The 24,952-nt window shown below is 56.1% G+C and carries 20 protein-coding genes; 9 read left to right on the forward strand and 11 right to left on the reverse strand.

Annotated features, from left to right (window positions below):
* Positions 1–66 precede the first annotated feature (66 nt).
* The 3 genes from malM to malK all read right to left on the reverse strand — a co-directional run bounded on the left by malM (position 67) and on the right by malK (position 3,545).
* A complete protein-coding gene (gene malM / locus C1Y42_RS09465; protein WP_058770169.1) occupies positions 67–978 on the reverse strand; it encodes a maltose operon protein MalM in 912 nt (303 codons plus the stop codon).
* Between the two features lie 114 nt (positions 979–1,092).
* The gene (locus C1Y42_RS09470; protein WP_021509418.1) at positions 1,093–2,394 is read right to left on the reverse strand and encodes a maltoporin; all 1,302 of its coding nucleotides are present in this window, start codon (positions 2,392–2,394) and stop codon (positions 1,093–1,095) included.
* A 41-nt stretch (positions 2,395–2,435) separates the two neighbouring features.
* Complete coding sequence (gene malK, locus C1Y42_RS09475) at positions 2,436–3,545, reverse strand: maltose/maltodextrin ABC transporter ATP-binding protein MalK (protein WP_104093271.1); 1,110 nt, start codon at positions 3,543–3,545, stop codon at positions 2,436–2,438.
* Positions 3,546–3,906: 361 nt separating this feature from the next.
* On the opposite strand from malK, the gene malE reads away from it, so the two are divergent.
* From malE to malG, 3 genes are read left to right on the forward strand one after another with little or no spacing between them, the layout of a single operon-like run.
* A complete protein-coding gene (gene malE, locus C1Y42_RS09485; protein WP_031280090.1) occupies positions 3,907–5,097 on the forward strand; it encodes a maltose/maltodextrin ABC transporter substrate-binding protein MalE in 1,191 nt (396 codons plus the stop codon).
* Positions 5,098–5,155: 58 nt separating this feature from the next.
* Entirely contained in the window at positions 5,156–6,688 is a 1,533-nt protein-coding gene (gene malF / locus C1Y42_RS09490) for a maltose ABC transporter permease MalF (protein WP_104093272.1), read from the forward strand.
* A 9-nt stretch (positions 6,689–6,697) separates the two neighbouring features.
* On the forward strand, positions 6,698–7,588 hold the full coding sequence (malG, locus tag C1Y42_RS09495) for a maltose ABC transporter permease MalG (protein WP_104093273.1): 891 nt from the start codon (positions 6,698–6,700) through the stop codon (positions 7,586–7,588).
* A 134-nt stretch (positions 7,589–7,722) separates the two neighbouring features.
* On the opposite strand, the gene C1Y42_RS09500 is transcribed toward malG, so the two are convergent.
* The 4 genes from C1Y42_RS09500 to C1Y42_RS09515 form a co-directional block, all read right to left on the reverse strand.
* Entirely contained in the window at positions 7,723–9,780 is a 2,058-nt protein-coding gene (locus C1Y42_RS09500) for a pyrroloquinoline quinone-dependent dehydrogenase (protein ID WP_370445694.1), read from the reverse strand.
* Between the two features lie 31 nt (positions 9,781–9,811).
* Positions 9,812–10,195: a hypothetical protein gene (locus tag C1Y42_RS09505; protein ID WP_104093275.1), complete on the reverse strand. Its 384-nt coding sequence runs from the start codon at positions 10,193–10,195 to the stop codon at positions 9,812–9,814.
* A 349-nt stretch (positions 10,196–10,544) separates the two neighbouring features.
* Complete coding sequence (locus tag C1Y42_RS09510) at positions 10,545–11,573, reverse strand: methionine synthase (RefSeq protein ID WP_104093276.1); 1,029 nt, start codon at positions 11,571–11,573, stop codon at positions 10,545–10,547.
* 27 nt (positions 11,574–11,600) lie between these two features.
* Positions 11,601–12,584, reverse strand: a complete 984-nt coding sequence (locus C1Y42_RS09515) for a DUF1852 domain-containing protein (protein ID WP_104093277.1) — start codon at positions 12,582–12,584, stop codon at positions 11,601–11,603.
* Between the two features lie 576 nt (positions 12,585–13,160).
* On the opposite strand from C1Y42_RS09515, the gene C1Y42_RS09520 reads away from it, so the two are divergent.
* Both C1Y42_RS09520 and C1Y42_RS09525 read left to right on the forward strand, forming a co-directional pair.
* Positions 13,161–14,201, forward strand: a complete 1,041-nt coding sequence (locus tag C1Y42_RS09520; RefSeq protein WP_104093278.1) for a tyrosine-type recombinase/integrase — start codon at positions 13,161–13,163, stop codon at positions 14,199–14,201.
* A gap of 144 nt (positions 14,202–14,345) precedes the next feature.
* A complete protein-coding gene (locus C1Y42_RS09525; RefSeq protein ID WP_104093279.1) occupies positions 14,346–16,040 on the forward strand; it encodes a thiamine pyrophosphate-binding protein in 1,695 nt (564 codons plus the stop codon).
* On the opposite strand, the gene C1Y42_RS09530 is transcribed toward C1Y42_RS09525, so the two are convergent.
* Together C1Y42_RS09530 and C1Y42_RS09535 are read right to left on the reverse strand one after the other, a co-directional pair.
* Entirely contained in the window at positions 16,030–16,950 is a 921-nt protein-coding gene (locus C1Y42_RS09530; protein WP_104093280.1) for a LysR family transcriptional regulator, read from the reverse strand. The genes C1Y42_RS09525 and C1Y42_RS09530 overlap by 11 nt on opposite strands.
* Before the next feature lie 123 nt (positions 16,951–17,073).
* Entirely contained in the window at positions 17,074–17,976 is a 903-nt protein-coding gene (locus tag C1Y42_RS09535) for a LysR family transcriptional regulator (RefSeq protein WP_104093281.1), read from the reverse strand.
* Between the two features lie 137 nt (positions 17,977–18,113).
* Between C1Y42_RS09535 and C1Y42_RS09540 the strand changes: the two genes are divergently transcribed.
* Positions 18,114–18,707, forward strand: coding sequence for a UbiX family flavin prenyltransferase (locus C1Y42_RS09540; RefSeq protein ID WP_104093282.1), 594 nt, complete (start codon positions 18,114–18,116; stop codon positions 18,705–18,707).
* A 10-nt stretch (positions 18,708–18,717) separates the two neighbouring features.
* Positions 18,718–20,217, forward strand: a complete 1,500-nt coding sequence (locus tag C1Y42_RS09545) for a UbiD family decarboxylase (protein WP_104093283.1) — start codon at positions 18,718–18,720, stop codon at positions 20,215–20,217.
* Here C1Y42_RS09545 and C1Y42_RS09550 read toward each other — a convergent pair.
* Positions 20,214–21,767, reverse strand: coding sequence for a sensor domain-containing diguanylate cyclase (locus C1Y42_RS09550; RefSeq protein WP_104093284.1), 1,554 nt, complete (start codon positions 21,765–21,767; stop codon positions 20,214–20,216). The genes C1Y42_RS09545 and C1Y42_RS09550 overlap by 4 nt on opposite strands.
* A 607-nt stretch (positions 21,768–22,374) precedes the next feature.
* Between C1Y42_RS09550 and C1Y42_RS09555 the strand changes: the two genes are divergently transcribed.
* Positions 22,375–23,106: a hypothetical protein gene (locus C1Y42_RS09555; protein WP_158251398.1), complete on the forward strand. Its 732-nt coding sequence runs from the start codon at positions 22,375–22,377 to the stop codon at positions 23,104–23,106.
* Between the two features lie 42 nt (positions 23,107–23,148).
* On the opposite strand, the gene C1Y42_RS09560 is transcribed toward C1Y42_RS09555, so the two are convergent.
* On the reverse strand, positions 23,149–24,063 hold the full coding sequence (locus tag C1Y42_RS09560) for a LysR family transcriptional regulator (protein ID WP_104093623.1): 915 nt from the start codon (positions 24,061–24,063) through the stop codon (positions 23,149–23,151).
* A gap of 119 nt (positions 24,064–24,182) precedes the next feature.
* On the opposite strand from C1Y42_RS09560, the gene C1Y42_RS09565 reads away from it, so the two are divergent.
* Positions 24,183–24,920, forward strand: a complete 738-nt coding sequence (locus tag C1Y42_RS09565) for an SDR family oxidoreductase (RefSeq protein WP_104093286.1) — start codon at positions 24,183–24,185, stop codon at positions 24,918–24,920.
* The last annotated feature ends 32 nt before the right edge of the window (positions 24,921–24,952 follow it).

Genomic DNA, 24,952 nt, shown 5'->3' on the forward strand with positions numbered 1-24,952 from the left:
GGAGTGCCATAAAAAAGGTGCGCCGAAGCGCACCAGGTGGGGCAACTCAGCACTGTCGGGGCAGTTTCACCCCTTGCCTTTAACACTGCTGATAAAGGTTTGCCGCGCCGATGTCGATCCCAGACGCTCTGCTTCATCCAGCAGCTTCAGCGCTTTATCGATATTGCCCTGTTGCACCGCCTGACGAATGCTCTGATTGAAATAGCTTTCCGTCTCATTCACCAGCGGTGCCAATTCAGGCGCTGGCGCGCGCGCCGTCGTGGCGGCCATGGCCGGCCGGGTGCTGCCAACGGTGACAGCGGCAGGCGCGGCTGAGCCAAACAACGGGCCAACCAGAATCGACGAGCCGGAACTGGTTGCTACTTTCAGTTTGATTTTGCCGTCGCGACTGTGACGCGCCACCGGATCGGGAATATCCGGTACCGCATGGCCGGTGCCTTTGGCATAAGCTTTGGCCGGATCCAGCAGCGTCGTGGTCTGGGTTAAATCCTGGTCGGTGGTGAACACCAGCAAATAGATCTTCTGCTGGCCCGGCACCGGCGTCAGCTTCATCACCCCTTCCAGCCGATCGGCGCTCATCACGCCGGGCTGCTGATAGCTAAAGAAGCGGCTCGGAAACCACGCGGCCGGCTGCAGGTTTTCGTCCAGTACCAGCACATTAGGGGCAAAGACTTGATTGTGTACCACCTCGCTGCTCAGCGTAACCGTCAGCTCGCCCTGATTAGCAGGCAGGCTGTAAGCCGCGATGGCCCCCGTGACGCCACGCACATCCAGCGGCGTTGCGCTTTGCGTCAGCGTGGTGGTTTGTGCACGCGTTGCATCTACCGGCTGCCAGCTGAGCTGCTGCAGCCGCGCGGTGGGAATGGCGGGTGCAGCGGAAAGATCCTGCGGTACCAGATTGATGTCGGCCTGGACTGGCGCAATGACGCCGGTCAGCAGCGCGCTGCTCAGGCAGAGGGCGATAAGATGTTTTTTCATTGTGATATCCCAACAAGCTGTCAGGCAGCGGCGTGGGCCAGGCAATGGCTGCCGCTGTCCGAAAACGCCGTGCGTCTGACGCACGGCGGGTGTTTGCTTAACCTGTGCAGCGCCTTACCACCAGATTTCCATCTGTGCGCCGAAGGTCCACTCATCGTTGTCGCCACGGCTGTTGGTGAACAGACCGTTGCCGCTGCTGTCCGCCGCGGCCAGCGACGTGATATCGCCGGAGGCGTCTTTGCTGTAGCCCCACTTCTCATCCCATTTGGCGTAGGTGGCGAACAGGCGCAGCGCCGGACGTGACCAGATGCTGTCGCCAGCCTGCCACTGCTGCGCCAGGGTGATTTTGTACTGACCGTTGCGTTCGCTGACCTGCTGTGACTTGACGTTGTCATAGCCTACTTCCAGCAGGGTGCTCATGATCGGCGTCCATTTGTACATAGGACGTACGCCGACGGTGTACCACTCGGTTCCGCGGTTGTTATCCAGATCGACGTTCTGGTACATCGCCACGTACATCAGATCCCAGCGATCGGCCAGCGAGATCGCACCGTGATCGAGGATGCGGTACATCTTGCCGTTGTTATTGATGTTGCTGCCCTGCGGCAGGCCTTTGCCCTGCGAGGTCAGCGCATCAGTGGCGTACTGCAGCACAAACTTGTTGTAGCCTTTCAGCATGCTCTGCGTGTGTTCCGCGGTGAACATCCAGCCATCTTTCGACGCGCCGTCATCTAAGCGATAACCGTCACGCGCGTTGGCGCGGCCATAGTCGACACCCAGTTCCAGCACGCCATTGGGGTTAGTTTCCATGCCGGCGAGACGCACATCAAAAACGTCATTGGCGGTACTGGTGGCGTAATCACGGATCTGGTCACTGGAGAAGGTGTAAGAGCCGCCCGCTTCAGAAGAGCGCGTCGCGGCGAACGAGAGCTTACCAAACCCGAGATCGACATCTTCCAGACCGGCGCCCGGACCGGAGATATCCCAGTAGTAGAAGTCGATCATGTGAACATCGTGACGCTGATAAAAGCGTTTACCGGCCCAGATGGTGGAACCCGGCAGCGCATCGATCAGGTTTTTTCCTTTCACGTTGGCTTCACGGAAGGCCGGTGAGGTCGCTTCCCAGTCATTCTGCTGGGAGACGGAATAGGCGACGTTAGTATCGAAATAGAAACTTTTATCGCCCTCTTTCCACACTTCCTGGCCCAGTTTCAGTTCAGCATAGGTTTCACATTCGTTGCCCAGACGGTATTTGCTTTGCGCGCCGGTAGCCTGAAAGCACTGTTGCTCGCCGCCGCTGCCGGTCCAGCCGATACCCGAACGGGCGTAACCCGTAAAATCGACCGCCATGGCTTGAGCGGAGAGCGTACCCGCTGCGATGGCAATCGCGACGGGAAGTTTGCGCAGAGTTAACATTTTCTATCTCCTGAGGTCATTGCTTTTATTGTTTTGCAGGGCTAAACACCGGGTTCCTGATGCAGCCTGCGGCAGGCGCTCCCGTCCTCGCGGAACAGGTGACAACGCTCCGGCGGCAGGCCAATACCCATCAGGGCGCCCTCTTCTACCAGCACCACGTCCTCCTGGCGGTACACCAGGTTCTGACGAATGGCGGGGATCTGGATATGGATCTGCGTCTCGTGGCCGAGCTGCTCAACCACCTGCACTTCGCCCTCCAGCGTGACATCGGCGATGTCGCTGGAGAGCAGATGTTCCGGACGAATACCCAGCGACATGTTGCTGCCGACCTGGACGCCGGCGCTCTCCACCGGCAGCCATACAAGCTGATCGTTGGGAAAACGCACCTGCACCTGATCGATGGCGGTGGCGGTCACTTTGACGGGCAGAAAATTCATGCGCGGCGAGCCGATAAAGCCGGCAACGAAGCGGTTAGCGGGATAGTGATAGAGTTCGAGCGGCTTACCGACCTGGGCGATGCGACCGGCGTCCAGCACCACGATCTTGTCGGCCAGCGTCATCGCTTCGATTTGATCGTGCGTAACGTAAATCATGGTGCGCTTCAGGCGCTTGTGCAGGCGTGAGATTTCAATGCGCATCTGTACGCGCAGCGCGGCATCGAGATTGGACAATGGCTCGTCGAGCAGAAACACACGCGGTTCGGCCACCAGCGTGCGCCCGATGGCCACGCGCTGCCGCTGTCCGCCCGATAGGGCTTTGGGCCGCCGTTCCAGCAGGTGCGCCAGCTGTAACACCTCCGCAACCTGATTGACGCGCTGCTGGATTTCAGCGCGCTTTACGCCAGCCAGCTTCAGGCCAAACGACATGTTTTCGGCCACCGAAAGGTGTGGATAAAGGGCGTAAGACTGAAACACCATGCCGATACCGCGCTCAGCGGGCGGAACATCGTTCATACGCTGACCGCCAATCAGCAGATCGCCGCGGGTGATGGTTTCCAGGCCGGCGATCATGCGCAGCAGCGTTGATTTGCCGCAGCCGGAGGGACCGACGAACACCACAAATTCCCCTTCGCCGATCTCCAGATTGATGTCTTTTGATACCTCGGTATCGCCCCAGGCCTTGGTGACATGGTGTAACGCAACGCTCGCCATGATGCTTTCCTCTTCGCAGGCTCATGCTTGCCTGCAGCACCGCAGGCAGACTCCGGCGACCACTATGGGCAGGCGCAGACGGCGCAGCATCCTCCACCGTGTGGGTTTTTACTGGGGGATGAGGCGGGAGGAGGAGTACGCGCACGCCAGCCGCGCCGGCGCGACGTTCACGGCAATTTTGTGAGCTGTCACGCAGAGCTGACGCGTCAATAGTGTGCGCCAGCGCGTATTAAGGCGCTGTTTTGCAAGCGCGATCACGGCTTAGTGCCGTTGGGCGTAGAGCGCAGGAGGATGAGGAAATGGCATAACGCCGCACAATGATGCCACTAATGATTTCCGCTTCCGCTAACAGGATGGAGTTATGACAATGAAAACCGGCGCACGCGTTCTGGCCCTTTCCGCCCTTACGGCCGTACTGTTTTCGGCTTCGGCCGTGGCCAAAATTGAAGAAGGTAAACTGGTCATCTGGATCAATGGTGATAAGGGCTATAACGGCCTCGCCGAGGTAGGCAAAAAATTCGAGCAGGACACCGGTATCAGCGTGACGGTCGAACACCCGGACAAAATGGAAGAGAAATATCCGCAGGTTGCCGCCACGGGTGACGGTCCGGACATTATCTTCTGGGCGCACGATCGCTTTGGCGGCTATGCCCAGTCAGGGCTGCTCGCCGAAGTCACGCCGGATCAAAACTTCCAGCAAAAGCTGTTTCCGTTTACCTGGGATGCAGTGCGCTTCAACGGCAAGCTGATTGGCTATCCGGTGTCTGTGGAGTCGCTGTCGCTGATTTACAACAAAGATCTGCTTCCCACCCCACCGAAAAGCTGGGAAGAGATGGCGGCGCTGGATAAGCAGCTGCGCGCCAAAGGCAAGAGCGCCATCATGTTTAACCTGCAGGAACCCTATTTCACCTGGCCGCTGCTGGCCGCCGGTGGCGCCTATGCTTTCAAAAAGACCGATAGCGGCTATGACGTGAAAGATACCGGCGTCGACAACGCCGGCGCGAAAGCAGGCATGCAGTTCCTCGTCGATCAGGTGAAAGCCAAAATCCTTAATGCCGATACCGACTATTCGATTGCCGAAGCGGCCTTCAATAAAGGACAAACCGCGATGACCATCAACGGTCCGTGGGCGTGGAGCAATATCGACAAAAGCGGCATCAACTACGGCGTTACGCTGTTACCGACGCTGAACGGCAAGCCGACCAAAACCTTTGTCGGCGTACTGAGCGCGGGCATCAACGCGGCCAGTCCTAATAAAGAGCTGGCCAAAGAGTTTCTGGAAAATTACCTGCTGACTGACGCCGGTCTCAACGCGGTTAACAAGGACAAGCCGCTGGGCGCGGTCACCCTGAAGTCATTCCAGCAAACGCTGGAGAAAGACGCGCGCATCGCCGCCACCATGAGCAATGCGCGTAATGGCGACATCATGCCTAACATCCCGCAGATGGCGGCCTTCTGGTATGCGATGCGCACCGCGACGCTGAATGCGCTGAGTGGTCGTCAAAACGTCGATGCGGCGCTGAAGGATGCGCAGGCGCGTCTCAATAAGTAATGCTGTTACGGAGCCGACGGCTGTCGGCTCGCCACTGGCTGTTAAGGAACACCGTATCATGTCAGGAATACCGCAAAAGAGACGGCACAGCCTGGTGCTGCGCAGCCTGCTGGTCGGGATCGGCTGTCTGCTGGTCGGCTACCTTCTGGTGCTGATGTATGCTCAGGGTGAATACCTGTTTGCGCTGGTCACGCTGGTAGTCAGCGCGGCAGGCCTGTGGATTTACACCAACCGGCGTGCCTATGCCTGGCGCTATGTGTATCCGGGACTGGCCGGCATGGCGCTGTTCGTGCTGTTTCCACTGGCCTGTACCGTCGCCATTGCCTTCACCAACTACAGCAGCACCAACCAGCTCAGTGAGGCGCGCGCGCAGCAGGTGCTGCTGAGTCGACAGTATCAGGCCGGGGACGCGATGAACTTCGCGCTCTATCCGCAGGGCGATCGCTGGCAGCTGGCGCTCAGCACAGGCGAAAACAGCTTTCTGTCTGCGCCGTTTACGCTGGGTGGTGAACAGCAGCTCAGCCTCACGCCAGCCGCGCTGCCCGCCACCGCGCGCGCCAGCTTAAAAATCATTACCCAAAACCGTCAGGCGCTGAGTCAGTTAACTGCCCGACTGCCGGACGGTCGCGAGCTGGTGATGAGTTCGCTGCGCCAGTTTTCCGGCACGCGGCCGCTGTATGTGCTTGACGCACCGGGACAGCTGAGAAATCAGCAAAACGGCGCCCGCTATCAGGCCAACCGGGACACGGGGTTCTATCAGCAGATCAACGCCGATGGCAGCTGGGCCAGCGAACAGCTCAGCCCCGGCTTTACCGTTGGCGCGGGCTGGAAAAACTTTGCCCGCGTGTTCACCGACGAGGGCATTCAGAAACCGTTCCTGGCGATATTTGGCTGGACGCTGCTGTTTTCGCTGTTGACCGTGCTGCTGACGGTCGCGGTGGGCATGGTGCTGGCGTGTCTGGTGCAGTGGGAAGCGCTGCGGGGCAAGGCCATCTATCGCGTGATGCTGATTCTTCCCTACGCGGTACCGGCATTCATTTCGATACTGATTTTCAAGGGGCTGTTTAACCAGAGTTTTGGCGAAATCAACGTCATGCTCAATGCGCTGTTGGGCTTTAAGCCAGCGTGGTTCAGCGATCCGACGCTGGCGCGCGCCATGCTGGTGATCGTCAATACCTGGCTGGGTTATCCCTACATGATGATCCTGTGCATGGGCTTGCTCAAGGCGATCCCGGACGATCTGTATGAAGCGTCCGCGATGGATGGCGCCGGGCCGCTGCAGAATTTCTTTTTGATTACGCTGCCGCTGCTGCTGAAACCGCTATTGCCGCTGATGATCGCCAGCTTTGCTTTTAACTTCAATAACTTCGTACTGGTGCAGCTGCTGACTAATGGTGGCCCCGATCGACTCGGCACCACTACGCCGGCGGGTTACACCGATCTGCTGGTCAACTACACCTGGCGCATCGCCTTTGAGGGCGGCGGCGGTCAGGACTTCGGCCTGGCGGCAGCCATCGCCACGCTGATCTTCCTGCTGGTCGGTGCGCTGGCGGTGATTAACCTGAAAGCGCTACGCATGAAGTTTGATTAAGGAGGCGTTATGGCCATGGTACAACCGAAATCGCAGAAGCTGCGTCTGCTGCTGACGCATCTGCTGCTGCTGCTGTTTATCGCGGCAATTCTGTTCCCGCTGCTGATGGTGATTGCCATCTCGTTGCGCAGCGGCAATTTCGCCACCGGCAGTCTGATCCCGGAACAGATTTCCTGGGAACACTGGCGGCTGGCGCTCGGGTTCAGCGTTACCCATGCCGATGGTCGCGTGACGCCGCCGCCCTTCCCGGTGCTGCTGTGGCTGTGGAATTCGGTGAAGATCGCCGCTATCAGCGCACTGGGGATTGTGGCGCTCTCTACCACCTGCGCCTACGCGTTTGCCCGCATGCGCTTCGCCGGTCGCGCCAGTTTGCTTAAGGGCATGCTGATTTTTCAGATGTTCCCGGCGGTGCTATCGCTGGTGGCGCTCTATGCGCTGTTTGACCGGCTGGGGCAATATCTGCCGTTTCTCGGCCTCAATACCCACGGCGGCGTGATCTTCGCCTATCTGGGCGGTATCGCGCTGCACGTCTGGACCATTAAGGGCTATTTCGAAACCATTGATGGTTCGCTGGAGGAAGCGGCGGCGCTGGATGGTGCCACGCCGTGGCAGGCGTTTCGTCTGGTATTGCTGCCGCTTTCGGTGCCAATCCTCGCGGTGGTGTTTATCCTGGCGTTTATCGCTGCGGTCACCGAAGTACCGGTCGCCTCGCTGCTGCTGCGCGACGTCAACAGCTCTACCCTCGCGGTCGGGATGCAGCAGTATCTTAATCCGCAGAACTATCTGTGGGGCGATTTCGCCGCGGCGGCCGTGCTGTCCGCTATTCCCATCACGCTGGTGTTTTTACTGGCGCAGCGCTGGCTGGTGAGCGGCCTGACGGCAGGCGGTGTAAAAGGTTAAAGATTCATCAGTACCACTGCTTCCTCAACGGCAACCACCTGTTGAGGTTTTGGCGGCCAATGGCCGCCGTTTTTATTGCGGGCATAAAAAAAGTGGGGCACCGTGGCCCCACTTTGTTGGTTTACTGCGCTGGGTTATTCCGGCAGTGCGTAAACCACCACCTGATCGCCCACCTGATCCTTCAGGATGGTGTTACCACCGGCGACAAAGGCAACATACTGCCGGCCTTTGTATTCATACACCGAGGGGTTGGCAACCGCGGGCGCTTCGACCTGATCGGACCACAGCTCTTCGCCGCTATCCAGTGAATAGGCGCGTACTTTGGCATCCATTGAGGCACCGATAAAGATCACGCCGCCGGCGGTGACTGCCGGACCGCCAATGGTTGGCGAGCCCCAGCTTTCCGGCATGAAGAAGCCGTACTGCTGCGACGCGCCGACCGGACGACGCCATTTCACATCACCGGTGTGCATATCCAGCGCCACGATCTCGCCAAACGGCGGCTGCCAGCACGGCATGCCGAGCCAGTTATTCGCCACCATCAGGCGCAGGCCGTAAGGCGCACCTTCCTGCGGGGCGAAACCACTCTCGTTGCCCGAGCCGTTGTCGGCCTTGTCGTAATCGGCGCGGCTGTACAGTTTCACGTATTGCACAATGTGCGAGGTATTCACGATGGCGATCTGTTTTTGCGGATCGAACGCCACACCGCCCCACTGCACGCCGCCCGCGCTGTCCGGATAGGTCAGTGCGCCTTCGCCTTTGGTGGTCGGCGGCGTGTACATGCCGTCATAGCTCAGTTTATCCCACAGGCGTGAGCACTGACCGGCACCAACAATATCAGCCAGTTTCCAGATTGCCGGTTTTTTGGACTGATCCAGCAGCGGTGCCGGTTTGGTCGGAAACGGCTGGGTCGGCGACAGTTTCTCGCCCTGCACCGAACCATCGCCCTGCGGCACCGGACGCTCCTCAATCGGCCAGACATCTTCACCGGTCAGGCGATTGACCACAAACAGGAAGCCCTGCTTGGTGGCCTGAATCAGCGCCGGAATCTGCTTGCCGTTCACGGTAATGTCCATCAGCGTCGGTGCTGAGTTGATGTCGTAATCCCACACATCATGATGCACCCACTGTCGCGACCACACCACTTTGCCGGTACTCACATCCAGCGCAGTCGTGGAGGTGCCGAGCGGAATTGGATCGACGCGGTTGCCGCCCCAGTAGTTTGGCGAAGGTGATGACACTGGCAGATAAACCAGGCCATGCGCTTCATCGGCCGACATGTGGGTCCAGACGTTAGCCGTGCCGGTGCGCGGGCGAATGCTGGCCGGGATGGCGTCAAAGGTCCATTCACGTGCCCCGGTCTGCGCGTTGATTGAAAACACCGTGCCCGGCGGCGCTTCTGCGTAAGCCCAGTCTTTGCCCGCCCAGCCAACGATCAGGTGATCACCCACCACCGTCGGCGGCTGGAGCAGAGACAGCGGGAATTTAGCGTTAACCGTATTCCACTGGTTGACGTTGAGCACGCCTTTATCCGCAAAGTTTTCGCACGGCTTGCCGGAATCAGCATCCAGGGCATACAGCTTGCCGTCAACGGTGCCCATATAAACGATTTTCTGGCAGGCCTGACCTGCCTGCGGATTTTTCGCCTGCCAGTAGGAGACGCCACGATTTTTCAGCACCGGCTGCGTCAGCGCTTGGCGTGGCGCTTTAGTATCGTAGTGCCACTTCTCCTTGCCGGTGCCCGGATCCAGCGCAATCAGCCGATCAAATGGCGTGCCGATGTACAGCGTATCGTTGGCAAAAATTGGCGTGGCGGACCAGACGGTCGCTGGCGTGTCGCCCTTGCCATCCGAAACGTCACCGGTGTGAAACTCCCAGATTTTTTTCAGCTTGCTGACGTTGTCAGCGGTGATTTGTTTCAGCGGGCTGTATTTCTGCGCGTTGAGCTGGCCGTGAAAACTGTCCCACGTCGCCGTGGAGGGCACCAGCGGCGTGGCCGGCTGGCTGGCGGAGGCCACTTTCTCGCCGTCGCGCTTGCCGCTGGAGACATCATCGGTGGCGTGCGTGGTGCCGGGCGCCTGCTGATCGGCCGCATCCACGTTGAGTTTCTCCTGCGTACCCATCGACGCCTCAGCGGCTTTATCTTCGGCGCGTAGCGTGGCAGGTGCCATCAGCAGCGCCAGGGCGGTCATGCCGACTTTGAGCAGCGGAATGTATTTTTCATTATGCACGGTTAGCTCCTTGTGCAGTGGCGTGGCGAACGCGATGCGCCGGGTTGCGCGCCAGCATAATCAGACCAATCAGGCCGATGACCATCGCCAGCGTAATGATCCCCTGATGCAGCAGCGCGGCAGCAAAACCGATCGCGCATAGCAGCAGCAGCGTGATGACGATCAGGAAAATGCGCCCGGCACGGCCGGTAGCCGCGCGCAGCAGGAAGGTCAGCACCGCCAGCACGACGCTGGCAATGGCGACGCCCAGCGCGCCAATGGTGCCGGTGACACCGGTGAGTGGCGTGAGCCAGGCATACAGCGCGACAGCAAAGCCGATGAGTGCCGCCAGCAGCAGCAGTAAACTGCCCAAACGGGAGGATTGAGATTGCAACATACCAGGAAGTCCCTTAAGGATGAAAGCACGGAAAACAGCGTGTACTGATGAGTCAATGCGGCTGTTGTTCGCGCGGGCTAATCAAATTAACGCCAGCGCAGCGTGAAAAGCAGCGGCATATATCACTTCGCGTTGCTGAGTATAGACGATGATATTCAGGCTGCCCGCCGGATTAGAGGCAGAGAATGAATCCGGTATAAATGGGGGATTTATGACCGTCGCCGCCGGGTGTTTTACAGGATTATTTAGCGAGGCCAGCGAGTCAGGCAGGGAAGTTAATTACAAACGCTCAGTCCGCAGGATATTTAAACCCTGCGGACTGAGTAAGAGACCAATAAGGCGTTACGTGTTAGCCCAGCAGTTCTTTACGCACAATTTCTGCACCGGCACTTAATGCCTGCAGCTTGCCGTAAGCCACATGACGTGACAGTGGCGTCATGCCACAGTTGGTGCTTGGATAAAGTTTATCGGCATCAACAAACTGCAGCGCTTTACGCAGCGTGGCAGCCACTTCTTCCGGTGTTTCGATGGTGTTGGTGGCGACGTCAATCGCGCCAACCATCACTTTTTTACCACGAATCAGTTCAATCAAATCCATCGGCACGCGTGAGTTCTGACACTCAAGCGATACAATATCAATGCCGGAACTCTGCAGTTTCGGGAAGATCTCTTCATACTGACGCCACTCGGTACCCAGCGTTTTCTTCCAGTCGGTGTTAGCTTTGATGCCGTAGCCGTAGCAAATATGCACCGCGGTCTCACATTTAAGCCCTTCGATGGCGCGTTCTAAGGCGGCAATGCCCCAGTCATTCACCTCGTCGAAAAAGACGTTAAAGGCGGGTTCGTCAAACTGAATAATATCAACGCCAGCAGCTTCTAATTCGCGCGCTTCCTGGTTGAGAATTTTAGCGAATTCCCAGGCCAGCTTCTCACGGCTTTTATAGTGATCGTCATACAGCGTGTCGATCATGGTCATCGGGCCAGGCAACGCCCATTTGATTGGACGCTGCGTCAGCTGACGCAGGTATTTGGCATCATCGACAAAGACCGGTTTCTGCCGGCTCACTTCGCCCACCACGCCGGGTACACTGGCATCATAACGATTACGGATGCGCACCGTTTTGCGATTTTCAAAGTCAACGCCGTTAAGGTGTTCGATAAAGGTGGTGACGAAGTGCTGGCGCGTTTGCTCGCCGTCGCTGACGATATCAATACCGGCCTGCTGCTGGTCGTCCAGACATAAACGCAGCGCATCCTGTTTGCCCTGAATCAGCTCATCGCCCTGCAATTTCCACGGCGACCATAATGTTTCTGGCTGCGCCAGCCAGGAAGGTTTTGGTAAGCTGCCAGCCGTTGACGTCGGTAATAATGTTTTCATTAATCAATAACCTTATTTATTCGTTAATCAAAGAGCGAAATGATCAGACCACTGTTTCAGAATGCTGTGGTAAGGCTTAATAAACTGCTCTTCGGTAAATTTGCCCTGCTCAATCGCCAGGCGGGTACGCTCTTCGCGATCGTAAACAATTTTGGTCAGCGAGTGATCCTGATGATACAGGTCTGGCTGATATTCAATGCCCGCCGGTGAGTTCGCATTGTAAATCTCCGGGCGGTAAATCTTCTGGAAGGTTTCCATGGTACTGATGGTGCTGATCAGCTCCAGGTTACTGTAATCACTGAGCAAATCACCGGCGAAGTAGAAGGCGAACGGCGCCACGCTGTTGGCCGGCATGAAATAGCGCGCCCTGAGTCCCATTTTGGCGAAATAGAGGTCGGTTAATGAGGATTCATTTTGCTGATATTCAATGCCCAGCACCGGATGCTGGTTACCGGTACGACGGTAAATATTTTTGCTGGAGACGCTGAGGCAAATGACCGGCGCTTTGCGGAAGTTGGCCTTATATGTCTCCGAGTTGACAAAATGGCGGAAAATATTGCCGTGCAGCACGCCAAAGTCATCCGGAATACTGAAACTGGAACGGCCTTTATTATGCTCGGACAGCAGAACGCTGAAATCATAATCACGCACGTATGAAGAGAAATTGTTGCCGGTGATGCCTTCAATGCGCTCACTGGTTTTTTTATCAACAATATTGGTTTTCAGGATCTCAATCGCCGGAAAGCTTTTGCCCTCGCCGCCTGCACCCAGATTCATTTCCACAGAGATGATATCCAGTTCAATCGCATAACGATCGCCTTTCGGGTTGTCCCAGTTTGCCAGCGAATTGAAACGGTTGTTCATCATGATCAACGCGTTGCGCAGATTCTCTTCGCGATTGCTGCCGCGCGCCAGGTTGGCAAAATTGGTGGTAATGCGCGTATCTTTGGAGGGATTGTAATTCTCATCGAAGCGCGTGCTTTTTATACTAAAGGTAAAATCATTTTTCATCGCGAGCGGGCATCCTGATTTCTGCTTGCAACCTGAAGCGGTTCTCTCCTTTGCAGGATTTCCCAAATCGTTTACAGGATTGCAAATTCAGCAGTGGTCATATTGTCGAAAATATTTAACATGACCTTAGTTATGCCAGAGTCCCTGCGAGAGGAAAAGTGATTAAATTTCAAAGCAAGATGAGCTAACTTCATGTTGCCTGCACCAGGCTCGCGCTGAAGTAAAACAGGCCGCGCTTGCGCAAAAAACCTGCAAAATCAAGCGCTAATCTGCGCTATCACACTGTCGATCCTTAGCCTGACAGCTGACGGGGCGTTTGTCAGTTGAAAAAACTTCACCATCACCGTTTTCCATCCCCCTTTAGCGCTGTCCATCCAGATTTTCAGCGGCTAGAATAGCTGACTTCATATAATTGGCATTATATGAAGTCAGGATCCGCAGGATCATCACCTTTGGTTAACATGATGCAGTGTGTCAGCGCCACGCCGTGCATAAAAAACCGGCACTGCTACGTTAAATCTGGCGGGTGATGACCCTGCAACATGCACAGAATTCACGTAGCGACGTCATAAATTAATGAGTAAAACGGACACCCTGCCCGGGATTACCGCCAGCCCGGCCCTGATGCACAGTACTGATGAGGATATTGCTGAACGCCTGAGAGAATTTGTCAGTGATAAAGAAGCGTTTTCTGATAACACGTGGCGACAGTTGCTGAGCGTTATGCGCATCGGCAGCCGCTGGGCGACTGAACATGGCCGGCAATTTTTGCCGATGGATCCTGCCGATCTGCGTGATTATCTGCTATGGCTTCAGGCATCGGGACGCGCCTCTTCGACCATCGCGACTCATGCGGCGTTAATTTCCATGTTACACCGTAACGCCGGTCTGGTGCCGCCCAATGTTTCGCCGCTGGTGTTCCGCGCCGTGAAAAAAATCAATCGCAGCGCGGTGATAGCCGGTGAACGTGCCGGTCAGGCTATCCCCTTTCGCATTCGCGATTTACTTAAGCTGGATCAGCGCTGGGCGGGCTCTGACCGCCTGCAACAGCAGCGCGATCTGGCATTTTTGCATGTGGCTTACGCCACGCTGTTACGCATCAGTGAACTGAGCCGCCTGCGGGTGCGTGACATTTCGCGCTCGGCCGATGGCCGTATCATTCTCGATGTCGCCTGGACCAAAACCATTGTGATGACCGGGGGACTAATTAAGGCACTCGGGGATCTCTCATCACAACGTCTGACCGAATGGCTGGTTGCATCCGGGCTGATCGCTGAACCCGACGCGTTCATTTTTGGCCCGGTGCACCGCGCCAACCAGGCGCAGATTGTCTGCGATAAACCGCTCTCGACCCGCGCGCTGGAGGATATTTTCGTCCGTGCGTGGCGTGAAGCGGGACCGGGCACCGGCTTGCAACCCAATAAGAATCGCTATCGCGGCTGGTCGGGACATAGCACCCGGGTCGGTGCCGCCATCGACATGGCCAGCAATAAGTACAGCACCGCGCAGATCATGCAGGAAGGCACCTGGAAGAAGCCGGAAACGGTGATGCGCTACATTCGCCACGTTGATGCCCATGCCGGGGCGATGGTGGATTTGATGAATGGGCACCTTTAATCACGCGGCTTTGCTTCATAGCCATACCTTTTAGGGTATCAAACAGGCCAATCTTAGTATTGGAATCAACGCTCACCCTGCTTCTAAGATAAATTCAGCCCGGAAACTGGCGGATTATTAACCGATAGTCAGAGGTGAACAACGATGAATAAACCCATTGCAAAATTAAACGACACCCCGGTACGCCGCGGTGGTGATGTCCTGCTGGAAGTGTTAGAGAGCGAAGGCGTTGAGTATGTGTTCGGTAACCCAGGTACGACTGAATTACCGTTCATGGACGCCCTGCTCAGAAATCCCAACATCAACTATGTGCTTGCCTTGCAGGAAGCCAGTGCGGTTGCGATGGCCGATGGTTACGCGCAGGCCGCCGGTAAGCCCGGTTTTCTCAATCTGCACACGGCCGGTGGTCTGGGTCACGGCATGGGCAATCTGCACAATGCGGTTTGCTCGCAAACGCCATTAGTAGTGACGGCTGGCCAGCAGGATTTACGCCACAGCATCACCGATCCCCTGCTGTTGGGGGATTTAGTGAGTATGGGTAAGATTTTTTCCAAATGGTCGAAGGAAGTCACCAGCGTTGACCAGCTGCCAATCCTGGTTCGCCGTGCTTTTCATGATGCGGATGCCGCGCCCAAAGGCCCGGTTTTCCTCTCTTTGCCGATGGATGTGATGGAAGCCATGAGCGCCGTTGACATCGGCGCGCCGTCTAACGTTGATCGTAAAGCGGTCGCAGGTTCACTGCCGCTGTTAGCCAAAAAATTAGCCGCCTTTACCCCCGGCAAGGTCGCGATTATTGCCGGCGATGAGATTCATCAAAGCGGCGCGGCTGCGGAAGTTGTCGCACTGGCTGAGTTGCTGGCCGCTGACGTTTATGGCTCAACCTGGCCGAATCGGATTCCGTATCCCACCGCGCATCCTCTGTGGCGAGGCAATCTCTCTACTCAGGCGATAGACATTGCCAAAGCGCTTGATCAATACGATGCAATCTTTGCGCTCGGCGGTAAATCGCTCATCACCATCCTCTACACCGAGGGGCGTGCCGTGCCGGAGCATTGTAAAGTGTTCCAGCTCTCAGCTGATGCCGGCGATTTGGGACGAACTTATCGTAGCGAGCTCTCAACTCTCGGCGATATTAAATTATCGCTGGCGGTGCTGCTACCTGAGCTGAAAGAGGCTACCGCGCATAATCGCCCGGATTATCAGCGTCGTTTCTCGGCTGCGGCAGCACAGTTCGAACAAACTAAAGAGAACTTATTACAGTCGGTACAAGAGCAGCAGTCGGCCACGAAGATCACGCCATTGATTGCCGCATTTGAGGCCGCGCGCGCTATTGGTCCGGATATAACAATTGTTGACGAGGCCATTGCGACCTCACAATCGCTGCGTAGATCGCTGTCGAGTAACAGAGCAGATCAATATGCTTTTATGCGCGGTGGCGGTCTGGGCTGGGGCATGCCTGCTGCAGTGGGGTATTCCCTCGGACTGGGCAAAGCCCCTGTTGTCTGTTTTGTTGGGGATGGTGCGGCAATGTATTCGCCTCAGTCGCTGTGGACCGCCGCCCATGAGCAATTGCCGGTAACCTTTATTGTGATGAACAATACTGAATATAATGTTCTTAAGAACTTTATGCGGTCTAAAGACGATTATACCTCGGCGCAAACCAATCGCTTTATCGCCATGGATTTGATAGATCCTGTGATTGATTATCAGGCACTTGGCACCGCGCTGGGGCTGAAAACGCGTAAGATTGAGGTGGCTTCACAGATCGCTGCGGCTGTCGAGGAGGCTATCGCCAGCGGTAAACCCAGCCTGATCGAAATCGTGATTGCTAAGAACTGATGCGGGTATCCGATGCCGTGCTTAACTCCTCTGCGAGGGCACGGCATTGGTTAATAAAGTGTTCCAGCGCTGGATTTTTATTATTAGAAGACCACATCAGGATATTTTCGATGGTATTTGCGTCCGCAATTCTCCGATAATTAATGCCTCTTATCTGCGCCGTCGCCATACTTGCCGGGATGATGGCCACCCCTAATCCATGAGCGACGAAATTAACGATGGTTTGCTGGACCGAAACCTCAACGCCAATATGTGGACTAAAACCGGCTTTCAGGCACTGATTAAAAATCCTGTCATAAAGCAGCGGCGACATAGGGCGAGGCACAATGATAAACGGGTCATTGGCCAACGTTTCCAGGGCGAAATTTTCGACATTAGCCTGGGGATGATCCGCAGGAAGCGCGACAATTAACGGTTCACGCAATAACACCAGCGAGTTAATCGCGGAGCTGGTGACTTCCGAAAAGCTGATCGCAACGTCCAGCCGCCCATCCTCCAGCGCAGCGTTTAACCCGGTCGGGATCATTTCCTGAAATTGCAGATCAATACTGGGATAATTCATTCTGTGTTTCATGACCAGTTGCGGCACCACACTGTACGATGCGTACATGGTTGCGCCCAGCTTAATCAATCCCATTTGCCCTTCTGAAACAGCCTGCACATTACTACACGCCTGCTGCATCATTCTTAATACGGCGTAAGCATCTTTCAGGAATTGCTCGCCGGCAAAGGTAAGTTTCATGCCTTTGGCATTACGGGTAAACAGTTTCGCACCCACATCACGTTCGAGCTGGGCTATTTGTCTGCTTAGCGGGGGCTGCGAAATATTCAGCTTGTCTGCTGCCCGGCCTATATTCCCCACTTCTGCCACGGTACAAAAACTCATTAGCTGATTCAGTGTTGGCTTCATGACTGCGCTTCTCACGCATAATCTGACAATAGATACGTCAGTGAATCACAATTTAGCCGATATGGCATAGCAATTCGCCATATTGATCCCCATAACGCCGCTGAGGCTGGAATACCCGCCTGATTACGCAGCGGGTTCCTCACCATAGTGTGACTGCGCGTACCCGGTAAAGCGCCGGATCTCCGGGTTAGCAGCGCCGGTTTTCCAGCACAGGTAGAGTGCCGTCGTGACATCCTGCTGCGCCAGCGGCAGCAGTGCCACATCCTGCCGCAAAAATCTCTCCGGGGCGTGGGGGATGAAGGTCACGCCCAGCCCCAGCGCAGCGAGGTCAACGGCGGTGGCCACATCGCGCGCGCGGAGCACGCTGGCGGGAATCTGCCTGGCGGCCGCATAGAGATTAAGCACCGCGCCACCCAGCCCGATGCCTTCCGGATCTTCCTGCAAAATCAGTGGCTCCACCGCTAAATCAGCCAGCGAGACGCAGGCCTGCTTCGCCAGCGGATGGTCGTCGGCCAGCACCGCACACAGTGAGGTTTGATGCAGAATTTGCCGGCTAATCTGGCGACGTTCCGGCAGCGGCCCGCGCAGGATGCCGATATCCAAATCGCCGCTCTCCAGCAGGCTTAGCTGTTGGTTGACGCTGTACTCCACGGGTTGCAGCGCGATCTGGGGAAAATCACGTCTGAAGGCACGGATAATTTTGACCAGCGCCGGCTCCAGCATGGACGTGCCCACATAGCCAATGCGTAACATGCCGCGTCGTCCGGCGGCCACCTGCTTAATCGTGTCCTGCAGATGCTCCACACGCTGCACCGTCTGCTGGACTTCCCCGAGCAGCAATAAGCCTTCGCGCGTCAGACTCACCTTACGCTTGTCGCGCGCAAATAACTTCACGCCCCACTGCTGCTCCAGTGCCTGAATATGCTGAGACAACGCCGGTTGCGTCAGGTTAACCGCCGCCGCCGCTCGCGCGAAATGCAGCGTATCGGCGAGTGCCAGAAAAGAACGCAGCTTACGGTAATCCATGCCACACCTGATAAGGATTCGTTATTAATGAAAGCATAATACCAATTAGACCCTGATTAGCGAGCGCATTATCTTTGCCTGCAGGACGGCGACGGCAGGAACGCGCCGGAAATATTTTGCCTTTCACAGGAGGCCTTATGCGCATCATTGTCGGCGTAACCGGCGCTACCGGTGCCCCACTCGCGCTGCGATTACTGCGGCAGCTGGCGGACATTCCGCACATCGAAACGCATCTCATTTTGTCACGCTGGGGAAAAGTGACGCTGGAACATGAAACCAACTGTTCTCTCAACGACATCAAACAGCTGGCCGATGTGTTTCATCCCGCCGGTGACCAGGCCGCGACTATCTCTTCGGGCTCATTTGTCACCGACGGGATGGTGATTATTCCCTGCAGCATGAAAACGCTGGCCGGTATCCGCAGCGGGTATGCGGAAGGGCTGATTGGCCGCGCGGCGGATGTCGTCCTGAAAGAGCAGCGCAAACTGATTCTGGTACCGCGCGAAACCCCGCTCAACACCATTCATCTGGAAAACATGCTGGCGCTGTCACGCATGGGCGTCAGCCTGATTCCCCCTGTGCCGGCCTGGTACAACCATCCGGCCACGATCGCCGATGTGGAAAATCATATCGTGGGTCGCGTGCTGGATCAGCTTGGTATCGACACTGCTGGCGCCACGCGCTGGCAGGGTTTGCATCCCGCCAGTGATGACCTGACACTCTCAAACTAAGGAACAGCCTATGTCAAACACATCTCCCTCTTCGCACAGCAGTGAGGTTTACGATCTGCGTTCTGCCATCGAACTGCTGAAGCAATTTGATGGTGAGTATATTGAGACCGATGAACCGGTGAATCCCGAAGCGGAACTGTCCGGTGTCTATCGTTACGTTGGCGCGGGCGGCACCGTGATGCGTCCCACACAGACCGGACCGGCGATGGTGTTTAATCACATCAAAGGTTACGCCAACTTTCGCGTACTGATTGGCTTGCTGGCTTCACGGCAGCGCGTGGCGCGCCTGTTAGGGGTGCCGAAAGAAAAGCTGGCGCATCTGCTGCGTTCATCGGTACATAACGCCATAGCACCGGTGGAAATAAGCCAGCAGCAGGCAGTTTGTCAGGAAGTGGTGCACCTCGCCACGGATGACGGTTTTGATATCCGCCGCCTGCTGCCCGCGCCAACCAACACGCCTGAAGATGCCGGCCCCTATTTCACCATGGGGATGTGTTATGCCGCCGATCCGGAAACCGGCGAACATGACGTCACTATTCACCGCTTGTGTGTTCAGGGCAAAGATGAGATCTCGATGTACTTTGTGCCAGGCCGCCATCTTGATCAGTTCCGCATTAAGGCTGAGCAGGCGGGCAAAGCGTTGCCGATTACCATCAGTATTGGCGTCGATCCGGCCATCGAAATTGGTGCCTGTTTCGAGCCGCCGACCACGCCGCTCGGTTTTGATGAGCTGGCGATAGCCGGGGGCTTGCGCGGTCGGGCGGTTGAGCTGGTTAAGGGTGTCGCCGTTGATGCCCGCGCCATTGCCCATGCAGAGATCGTGATTGAGGGTGAACTGGTGCCGGATTATCGCGTACAGGAAGATCAGCATACCCATAGCGGTAAAGCGATGCCGGAATTCCCGGGTTATACCGGTGAAGCGCAGGCGGCAGTGCCGGTGATTAAAGTCAAAGCCGTGACGCACCGCAAAAACCCCATCCTGCAAACCTGCATCGGACCGAGCGACGAGCACACCAATCTGGCCGGAATCCCGACCGAAGCCAGCATTCTCGATATGGTTGAGCGTGCGTTACCGGGTCTGGTGAAGAATGTACATTGCCCGTCGCCAGGCACCGGGAAATATGTTGCGGTGCTGCAAATCAATAAGCGCGGCCCGCAGGATGAGGGACGCCAGCGTCAGGCTGCCCTGCTGGCTTTCTCGGCCTTTTCAGAGCTGAAGCACGTGTTCCTGGTCGATGAGGATGTTGATGTGTTCGATTTAAATGACGTGATTTGGGCAATGACCACGCGTTATCAGGGCGACGCGGATACCATCTTTATTCCCGGCGTGCGCTGTCACCCGCTCGATCCTTCACAGGATCCGGCCTTCAGCAACTCGATTCGCGCCCATGGCATTACCTGTAAAACCATTTTTGACTGTACGGTGCCGTATGACCTGAAACACAACTTCCAGCGCTCGCAGTTTATGGAAGTCGATGTTTCACGCTTCATTCCTGGTTTTAACCGTTAATCACTCACTGCCCGCCAGGCCTGCGCCTGATTGCGTCCGCTATGCTTGGCCTGGTACAACGCCGCATCAGCATGCTCGATCAGGTTGCCGGCCTGATCGTCATGCCAGGTGGTCGCACAGCCCGCGCTGAGCGTCACCTGCGCATCGGGCAGTGCGGAGGCGGCGTGAGGCAGATGCAGGTCAGCAATCACCTGTACTGCCTGACGCGCAATATTCAGCGCCGCCTGCTGATCGGCACCGGCGAGGATGATGGCAAACTCCTCGCCGCCATAGCGCGCGACCATGTCGCTCTGCCGTAGCTTAAGGCGTTTGAGCGCGTCGGCCACCTGGCGTAAACAGTGATCGCCTGCCACGTGCCCGTAGCGATCGTTGTAGTGTTTGAAGTAGTCAATATCCATTAATATCAGTGACACCGGTGCTGATTTTTCCCGCAGATTATGCAAAGCATTCTGCAAAAAGCGGTCAAACTGTCTGCGGTTAGCCAGACCGGTCAGCCCATCGAAAAACGCCAGCTGATCAAGATGATGATTGGCATCGGCGAGGTCGTTTTTTAGTTTGAGCAGCGCTTCCTGATAATGCTGGCTATGCCGAGCCTGACGAATGACAAACAGTCCCAGCAGGATAATCGCGACCAGCAGCGCCACGTTCAGGGAAATATCCTGCAGTCTTCCTTTCACCCAGCGCAGATACAGATTGCGTTTGTCGTAACCCGCCGCGACGACCAGCGGATAGCGTTCTGAGCTGGCGAAGCCGAAGATGCGCACCTGGCCATCCAGCGCCGCGTTCCACTCGCCGCTGCCGCGATCGGCTTTCACCAGCATCTGCTGGAACAGATGGCTGGCGGAGAGACTCTTGCCGATATAGCTGTCGGGCATCGGACGGGCATAAAGCACCGTGCTGTCTGCCAGCATCAGAACCAGCACGTCGCGCGGCCCCAGCTCGTAGTAACTGTAAAAACGGCGGAAATAATCCACTTTAATGGTGGCTAACAGGATGCCTTTGAAATCACGCACGGCATCGCTGACGCGCAGGGAAACCGGAATAACCAGATCGCCAGTGCTGCGGCTGCGAATCACCGGGCCGATGTGCAAGCTGTCACGGCTGTTGTTGCGGTGATAGCGGAAATATTCACGGTCAGAGTTGTTGGTGCCCACCGGCACGCTGCGCGTGGAGGTGGCGATCCAGCGTCCCTGCTCATCATAGTAAAACAGCCCGTGCAACTGCGGCAGACGGCTTTGCAGATCGCGCATAATCTGGCTCAGGTTGGCGGCGTTGAGCTTTTCCAGCGGCTGCGCCTGCAGGTCGCGCTGCACTTCACGCAGGGCCAGTTCGGTCTGGAGCACGGTATCTTCCGCCTGACGTGACTGTGACAGGGAAAGATTGACCGCCATCTCTTCCGTCTGGCGCACCGCGCCGTGCCAGTCTTCGCGCAGCGTCCACAGGGTGAGCGCAATGATCGCGCATATCAGCAATCCGCCGGACAGCAAAATACTGCGCAGCAGCGAGGAACCTGAAATGATTGCCGCTTCATTTTTCCTTTTAAACGTCATGTTTCACCCTGTTGCCGTGTCAACGCTAAGTTAAGCACATAATCAGCGACGGGATTTTCAGGATTAAAGGCGGTAATGATGTCATGCGTGGCGATGGCCGCTGGACGACGGGTGAATGCTGCATAAATCGCCAGCGATCAGTTCGCCCAACCCTGGATTGAACGCGGCGAACTCAGGCAGGTACTGGGCGAGTGGTCTGCAGTGTTTTCAGGTCTTAATCTCTATTACGTTAACAATCCCCATATGTCGGCCTCGCTGAGAGCGTTTATTGACCAGTTAAAATCCTTTGTCGCGACGAGGCGTTGAAATCAGCCAGCGCCATGCTGCTGGTCCCGCCACGAATATTAAATCACGCTAATCATTAACCCTGCTGTCGTTCCGGTTGTTACCGCCGGTATTTTCTCCCCTGTAACGCGCCTTACCCCCTGCCGCCACGCTTTTCTGAAGATCTAAATTTGCAGCAAAAATTTATTTATTCATTAAATTATATTTATTATATTAGCGAAAATTTAATGTGGACTGGTTGAGGATTACAGTGCATTTAACAAGGAAATCAGTGATTAGCAGCGCTATCTCTGATGGCGTACTGACAAAAAGAACCCACAGAATGTGCAGGATACTTAATGGTATCGATCAGCGCATCAGCATTACACCGGCAAGCGGATTGATTGACTTCCTTAAAGGGATGGAGGTGACTAATGAACAGTACCGGCGCAGTGGAATCGTTAAGGAAAAACACTCAATTTTTCTCTATAACGAAGGGCTGCTGAATCCGGAAAGCACGCTGTTTCTCGCCCGCAAAGGCCAGGATATCCTCGGCACGCTAAGCGTCATCGCCAATCACAATAACCGTTTGCCGTGCAGCAAACTTTTTCGTGAAGAGATGGCCGCCCTGCAGCTGGAAAAGCGCAAAGTGGTAGAGCTTGGCACGCTGTCGGTACGCTATCAGGCAGACAGTGAAAATATTGTGTTTATGCTGTACCTGAAAATCATGATCTACACCATTTTCATTGAACAGGTGGATGACATCTTTATTCAGGTCAAAGAGAAGGTTGCTGCGTTTTACGAGCGCAATTTCCTGTTCAAACAGGTCGGCGGCACCAAAAAGCACCCGGATTACAGTGATCTCAACGCCACGCTGCTGCGCGTGGACGTGAAAAGTATCCGCGACAAAATTTATGAGCAGCAGTGTTATGGCCCGATGGGCTGGCTGCGCATGCTGCGTGAACTTGGTTTACTGCAGCACTACCGCACGCTGAGCCAGCAGTGCCACAGCTGCCCGCGCTTTACGCCAGATCAGCGGGACGCGGAGCTCTATCAATATCTATGTAATCTGTGACGGCGCCAGCCGTCTCTGCACCGTTTTCGATTTTCACACAGATTACTTGCCGGCATTGCTATCCACGTTGTGCTGCAGGAAGAGTTCTTTTAGCCATTCGATGAAGACCCTGACTCTGGGTGAAAGCTGTCGGTTACGCGGATACAGGACAGAGACGGGAGACGGTTCAGGTGGAAAGGCTTTGAGCAATTCGACGAGCGCCCCCGTCTTCAGATCATCTTCCACGTGATAACGCGGCACCTGAATGATGCCGAGACCCATGCGCGCCACGGATACAAAGGTATCAGCCGCATTAACGGTAATTGAAGTTTTGATCGTCGTGGTGATGCGCTTGCCGTCCACCCTGAATTCCAGCGGGAGTATGCCGCTACTGCCCGTGGTGCGAAATCCGATCATCCTGTGGCCGAAATGCAGTTCATCCGGATCCGACGGAAGTCCGAACCGGGAGACGTAACCGGGCGAAGCGACCGTGACCTCTTCCAGCGTGGCGACGCAGCGTGCGATCATATCGCTGTCCTGCGGCGTTCCGACACGCAGGACACAATCAATTCCCTCACGCACCAGATCGACCAGCCGATCACCCTCGCTCAGATAGATTTCGATATCAGGATAAGCTTCGAGGAAACAAGGTAGGTGCGGCAGAACAAAATGTCTTGCCAGCGTGCCATGAACATCGACACGCAGCAATCCCTTCGGCCGGGCGCCGGCAAACGCGCCCTCGGCATCCTCGATATCGTCCAGTATAGAAACGCAGCGCTTGTAATAGGCTTCACCGTCCAGCGTCGGGCTGACGTGACGCGTGGTGCGTTCCAGCAGCTTAATCCCGAGGCGCGACTCAAGTTGCTTAATCGCGTCCGTTACGGTCGAGCGTGGCAGGCCGAGATCTTCCGCCGCCCTTTTGAAGCTGCGGCGCGCTACCACACGCGTGAAAACGCGCATCGTATCAATTCTGTCCATGATATTGTTCGTCATAATCGGATTCTGATACCAGATAATGACTGATTATCCGGAAAGGATACAGTGCTAGATTTTCTCCGTGTTCAGGCGCGATACCGCGCGAAAATCGGAGAATATCTATGTCTGTTTCAGAGAAAGTTGCAATCGTAACCGGTGCATCCCGCGGAATTGGTGCCGCAATTGCCAGGCAGCTTGCTGCGGACGGCTTTGCCATCGTGGTGAACTATGCCGGCAACGCAGAGGCCGCTGCCGCCGTGGTTGAGGAGATCGAAGCCGCCGGTGGCAGAGCCATCACCGCGCAGGCGGACGTTGCTGATGCCAGCCAGGTCAAACGCATGTTCGATTTAGCCGAATCTGCGTTTGGTGGTATTGATGTGCTCGTCAATAATGCCGGCGTAATGATGCTGTCTCCGCTGGCCAGCGCCGACGATCAGAGTTTTACCAAGCAGATTGACATCAATCTGAAGGGGACGTTTAACACCCTGCGCGAAGTGGCAAACCGCCTGCGTTCTGGCGGGCGCATCATCAACTTCTCCACGTCGGTTGTCGGGCTTAAGCTTGAGAATTATGGCGTCTATGCCGCGACCAAGGCGGCCGTCGAAACACTGACAACCATCATGTCCAAAGAGATGCGCGGACGCAGCATCACCGTCAATGCCGTCGCGCCCGGTCCGACTGCGACCGACCTCTTCCTCAACGGGAAAAGCGATGAACTGATCGCGCGCATGTCCAAAATGAATCCGCTGGAACGCCTCGGCACGCCTGAGGATATCGCTAATGTCGTTTCTTTCCTCGCCGGACCACAGGGCAGCTGGATGAACGGACAGATCCTGCGCGCCAATGGCGGAATGGTCTGAGCCGCAAACTGCAGAATTAGTCAAAGGAGTAC

It is taken from the genome of Pantoea sp. ICBG 985 (assembly GCF_002928365.1).
Classification (GTDB): Bacteria; Pseudomonadota; Gammaproteobacteria; order Enterobacterales; family Enterobacteriaceae; genus Pantoea; species Pantoea dispersa.

Bases quoted from the DNA above. Each gene is read 5' to 3' on its own strand.
- malM (WP_058770169.1), bottom strand. From the start codon at position 978: ATGAAAAAACATCTTATCGCCCTCTGCCTGAGCAGCGCGCTGCTGACC.
- C1Y42_RS09470 (WP_021509418.1), bottom strand. From the start codon at position 2,394: ATGTTAACTCTGCGCAAACTTCCCGTCGCGATTGCCATCGCAGCGGGT.
- malK (WP_104093271.1), bottom strand. From the start codon at position 3,545: ATGGCGAGCGTTGCGTTACACCATGTCACCAAGGCCTGGGGCGATACC.
- malE (WP_031280090.1), top strand. From the start codon at position 3,907: ATGACAATGAAAACCGGCGCACGCGTTCTGGCCCTTTCCGCCCTTACG.
- malF (WP_104093272.1), top strand. From the start codon at position 5,156: ATGTCAGGAATACCGCAAAAGAGACGGCACAGCCTGGTGCTGCGCAGC.
- malG (WP_104093273.1), top strand. From the start codon at position 6,698: ATGGCCATGGTACAACCGAAATCGCAGAAGCTGCGTCTGCTGCTGACG.
- C1Y42_RS09500 (WP_370445694.1), bottom strand. From the start codon at position 9,780: ATGACCGCCCTGGCGCTGCTGATGGCACCTGCCACGCTACGCGCCGAA.
- C1Y42_RS09505 (WP_104093275.1), bottom strand. From the start codon at position 10,195: ATGTTGCAATCTCAATCCTCCCGTTTGGGCAGTTTACTGCTGCTGCTG.
- C1Y42_RS09510 (WP_104093276.1), bottom strand. From the start codon at position 11,573: ATGAAAACATTATTACCGACGTCAACGGCTGGCAGCTTACCAAAACCT.
- C1Y42_RS09515 (WP_104093277.1), bottom strand. From the start codon at position 12,584: ATGAAAAATGATTTTACCTTTAGTATAAAAAGCACGCGCTTCGATGAG.
- C1Y42_RS09520 (WP_104093278.1), top strand. From the start codon at position 13,161: ATGAGTAAAACGGACACCCTGCCCGGGATTACCGCCAGCCCGGCCCTG.
- C1Y42_RS09525 (WP_104093279.1), top strand. From the start codon at position 14,346: ATGAATAAACCCATTGCAAAATTAAACGACACCCCGGTACGCCGCGGT.
- C1Y42_RS09530 (WP_104093280.1), bottom strand. From the start codon at position 16,950: ATGAAGCCAACACTGAATCAGCTAATGAGTTTTTGTACCGTGGCAGAA.
- C1Y42_RS09535 (WP_104093281.1), bottom strand. From the start codon at position 17,976: ATGGATTACCGTAAGCTGCGTTCTTTTCTGGCACTCGCCGATACGCTG.
- C1Y42_RS09540 (WP_104093282.1), top strand. From the start codon at position 18,114: ATGCGCATCATTGTCGGCGTAACCGGCGCTACCGGTGCCCCACTCGCG.
- C1Y42_RS09545 (WP_104093283.1), top strand. From the start codon at position 18,718: ATGTCAAACACATCTCCCTCTTCGCACAGCAGTGAGGTTTACGATCTG.
- C1Y42_RS09550 (WP_104093284.1), bottom strand. From the start codon at position 21,767: ATGACGTTTAAAAGGAAAAATGAAGCGGCAATCATTTCAGGTTCCTCG.
- C1Y42_RS09555 (WP_158251398.1), top strand. From the start codon at position 22,375: ATGTGCAGGATACTTAATGGTATCGATCAGCGCATCAGCATTACACCG.
- C1Y42_RS09560 (WP_104093623.1), bottom strand. From the start codon at position 24,063: ATGGACAGAATTGATACGATGCGCGTTTTCACGCGTGTGGTAGCGCGC.
- C1Y42_RS09565 (WP_104093286.1), top strand. From the start codon at position 24,183: ATGTCTGTTTCAGAGAAAGTTGCAATCGTAACCGGTGCATCCCGCGGA.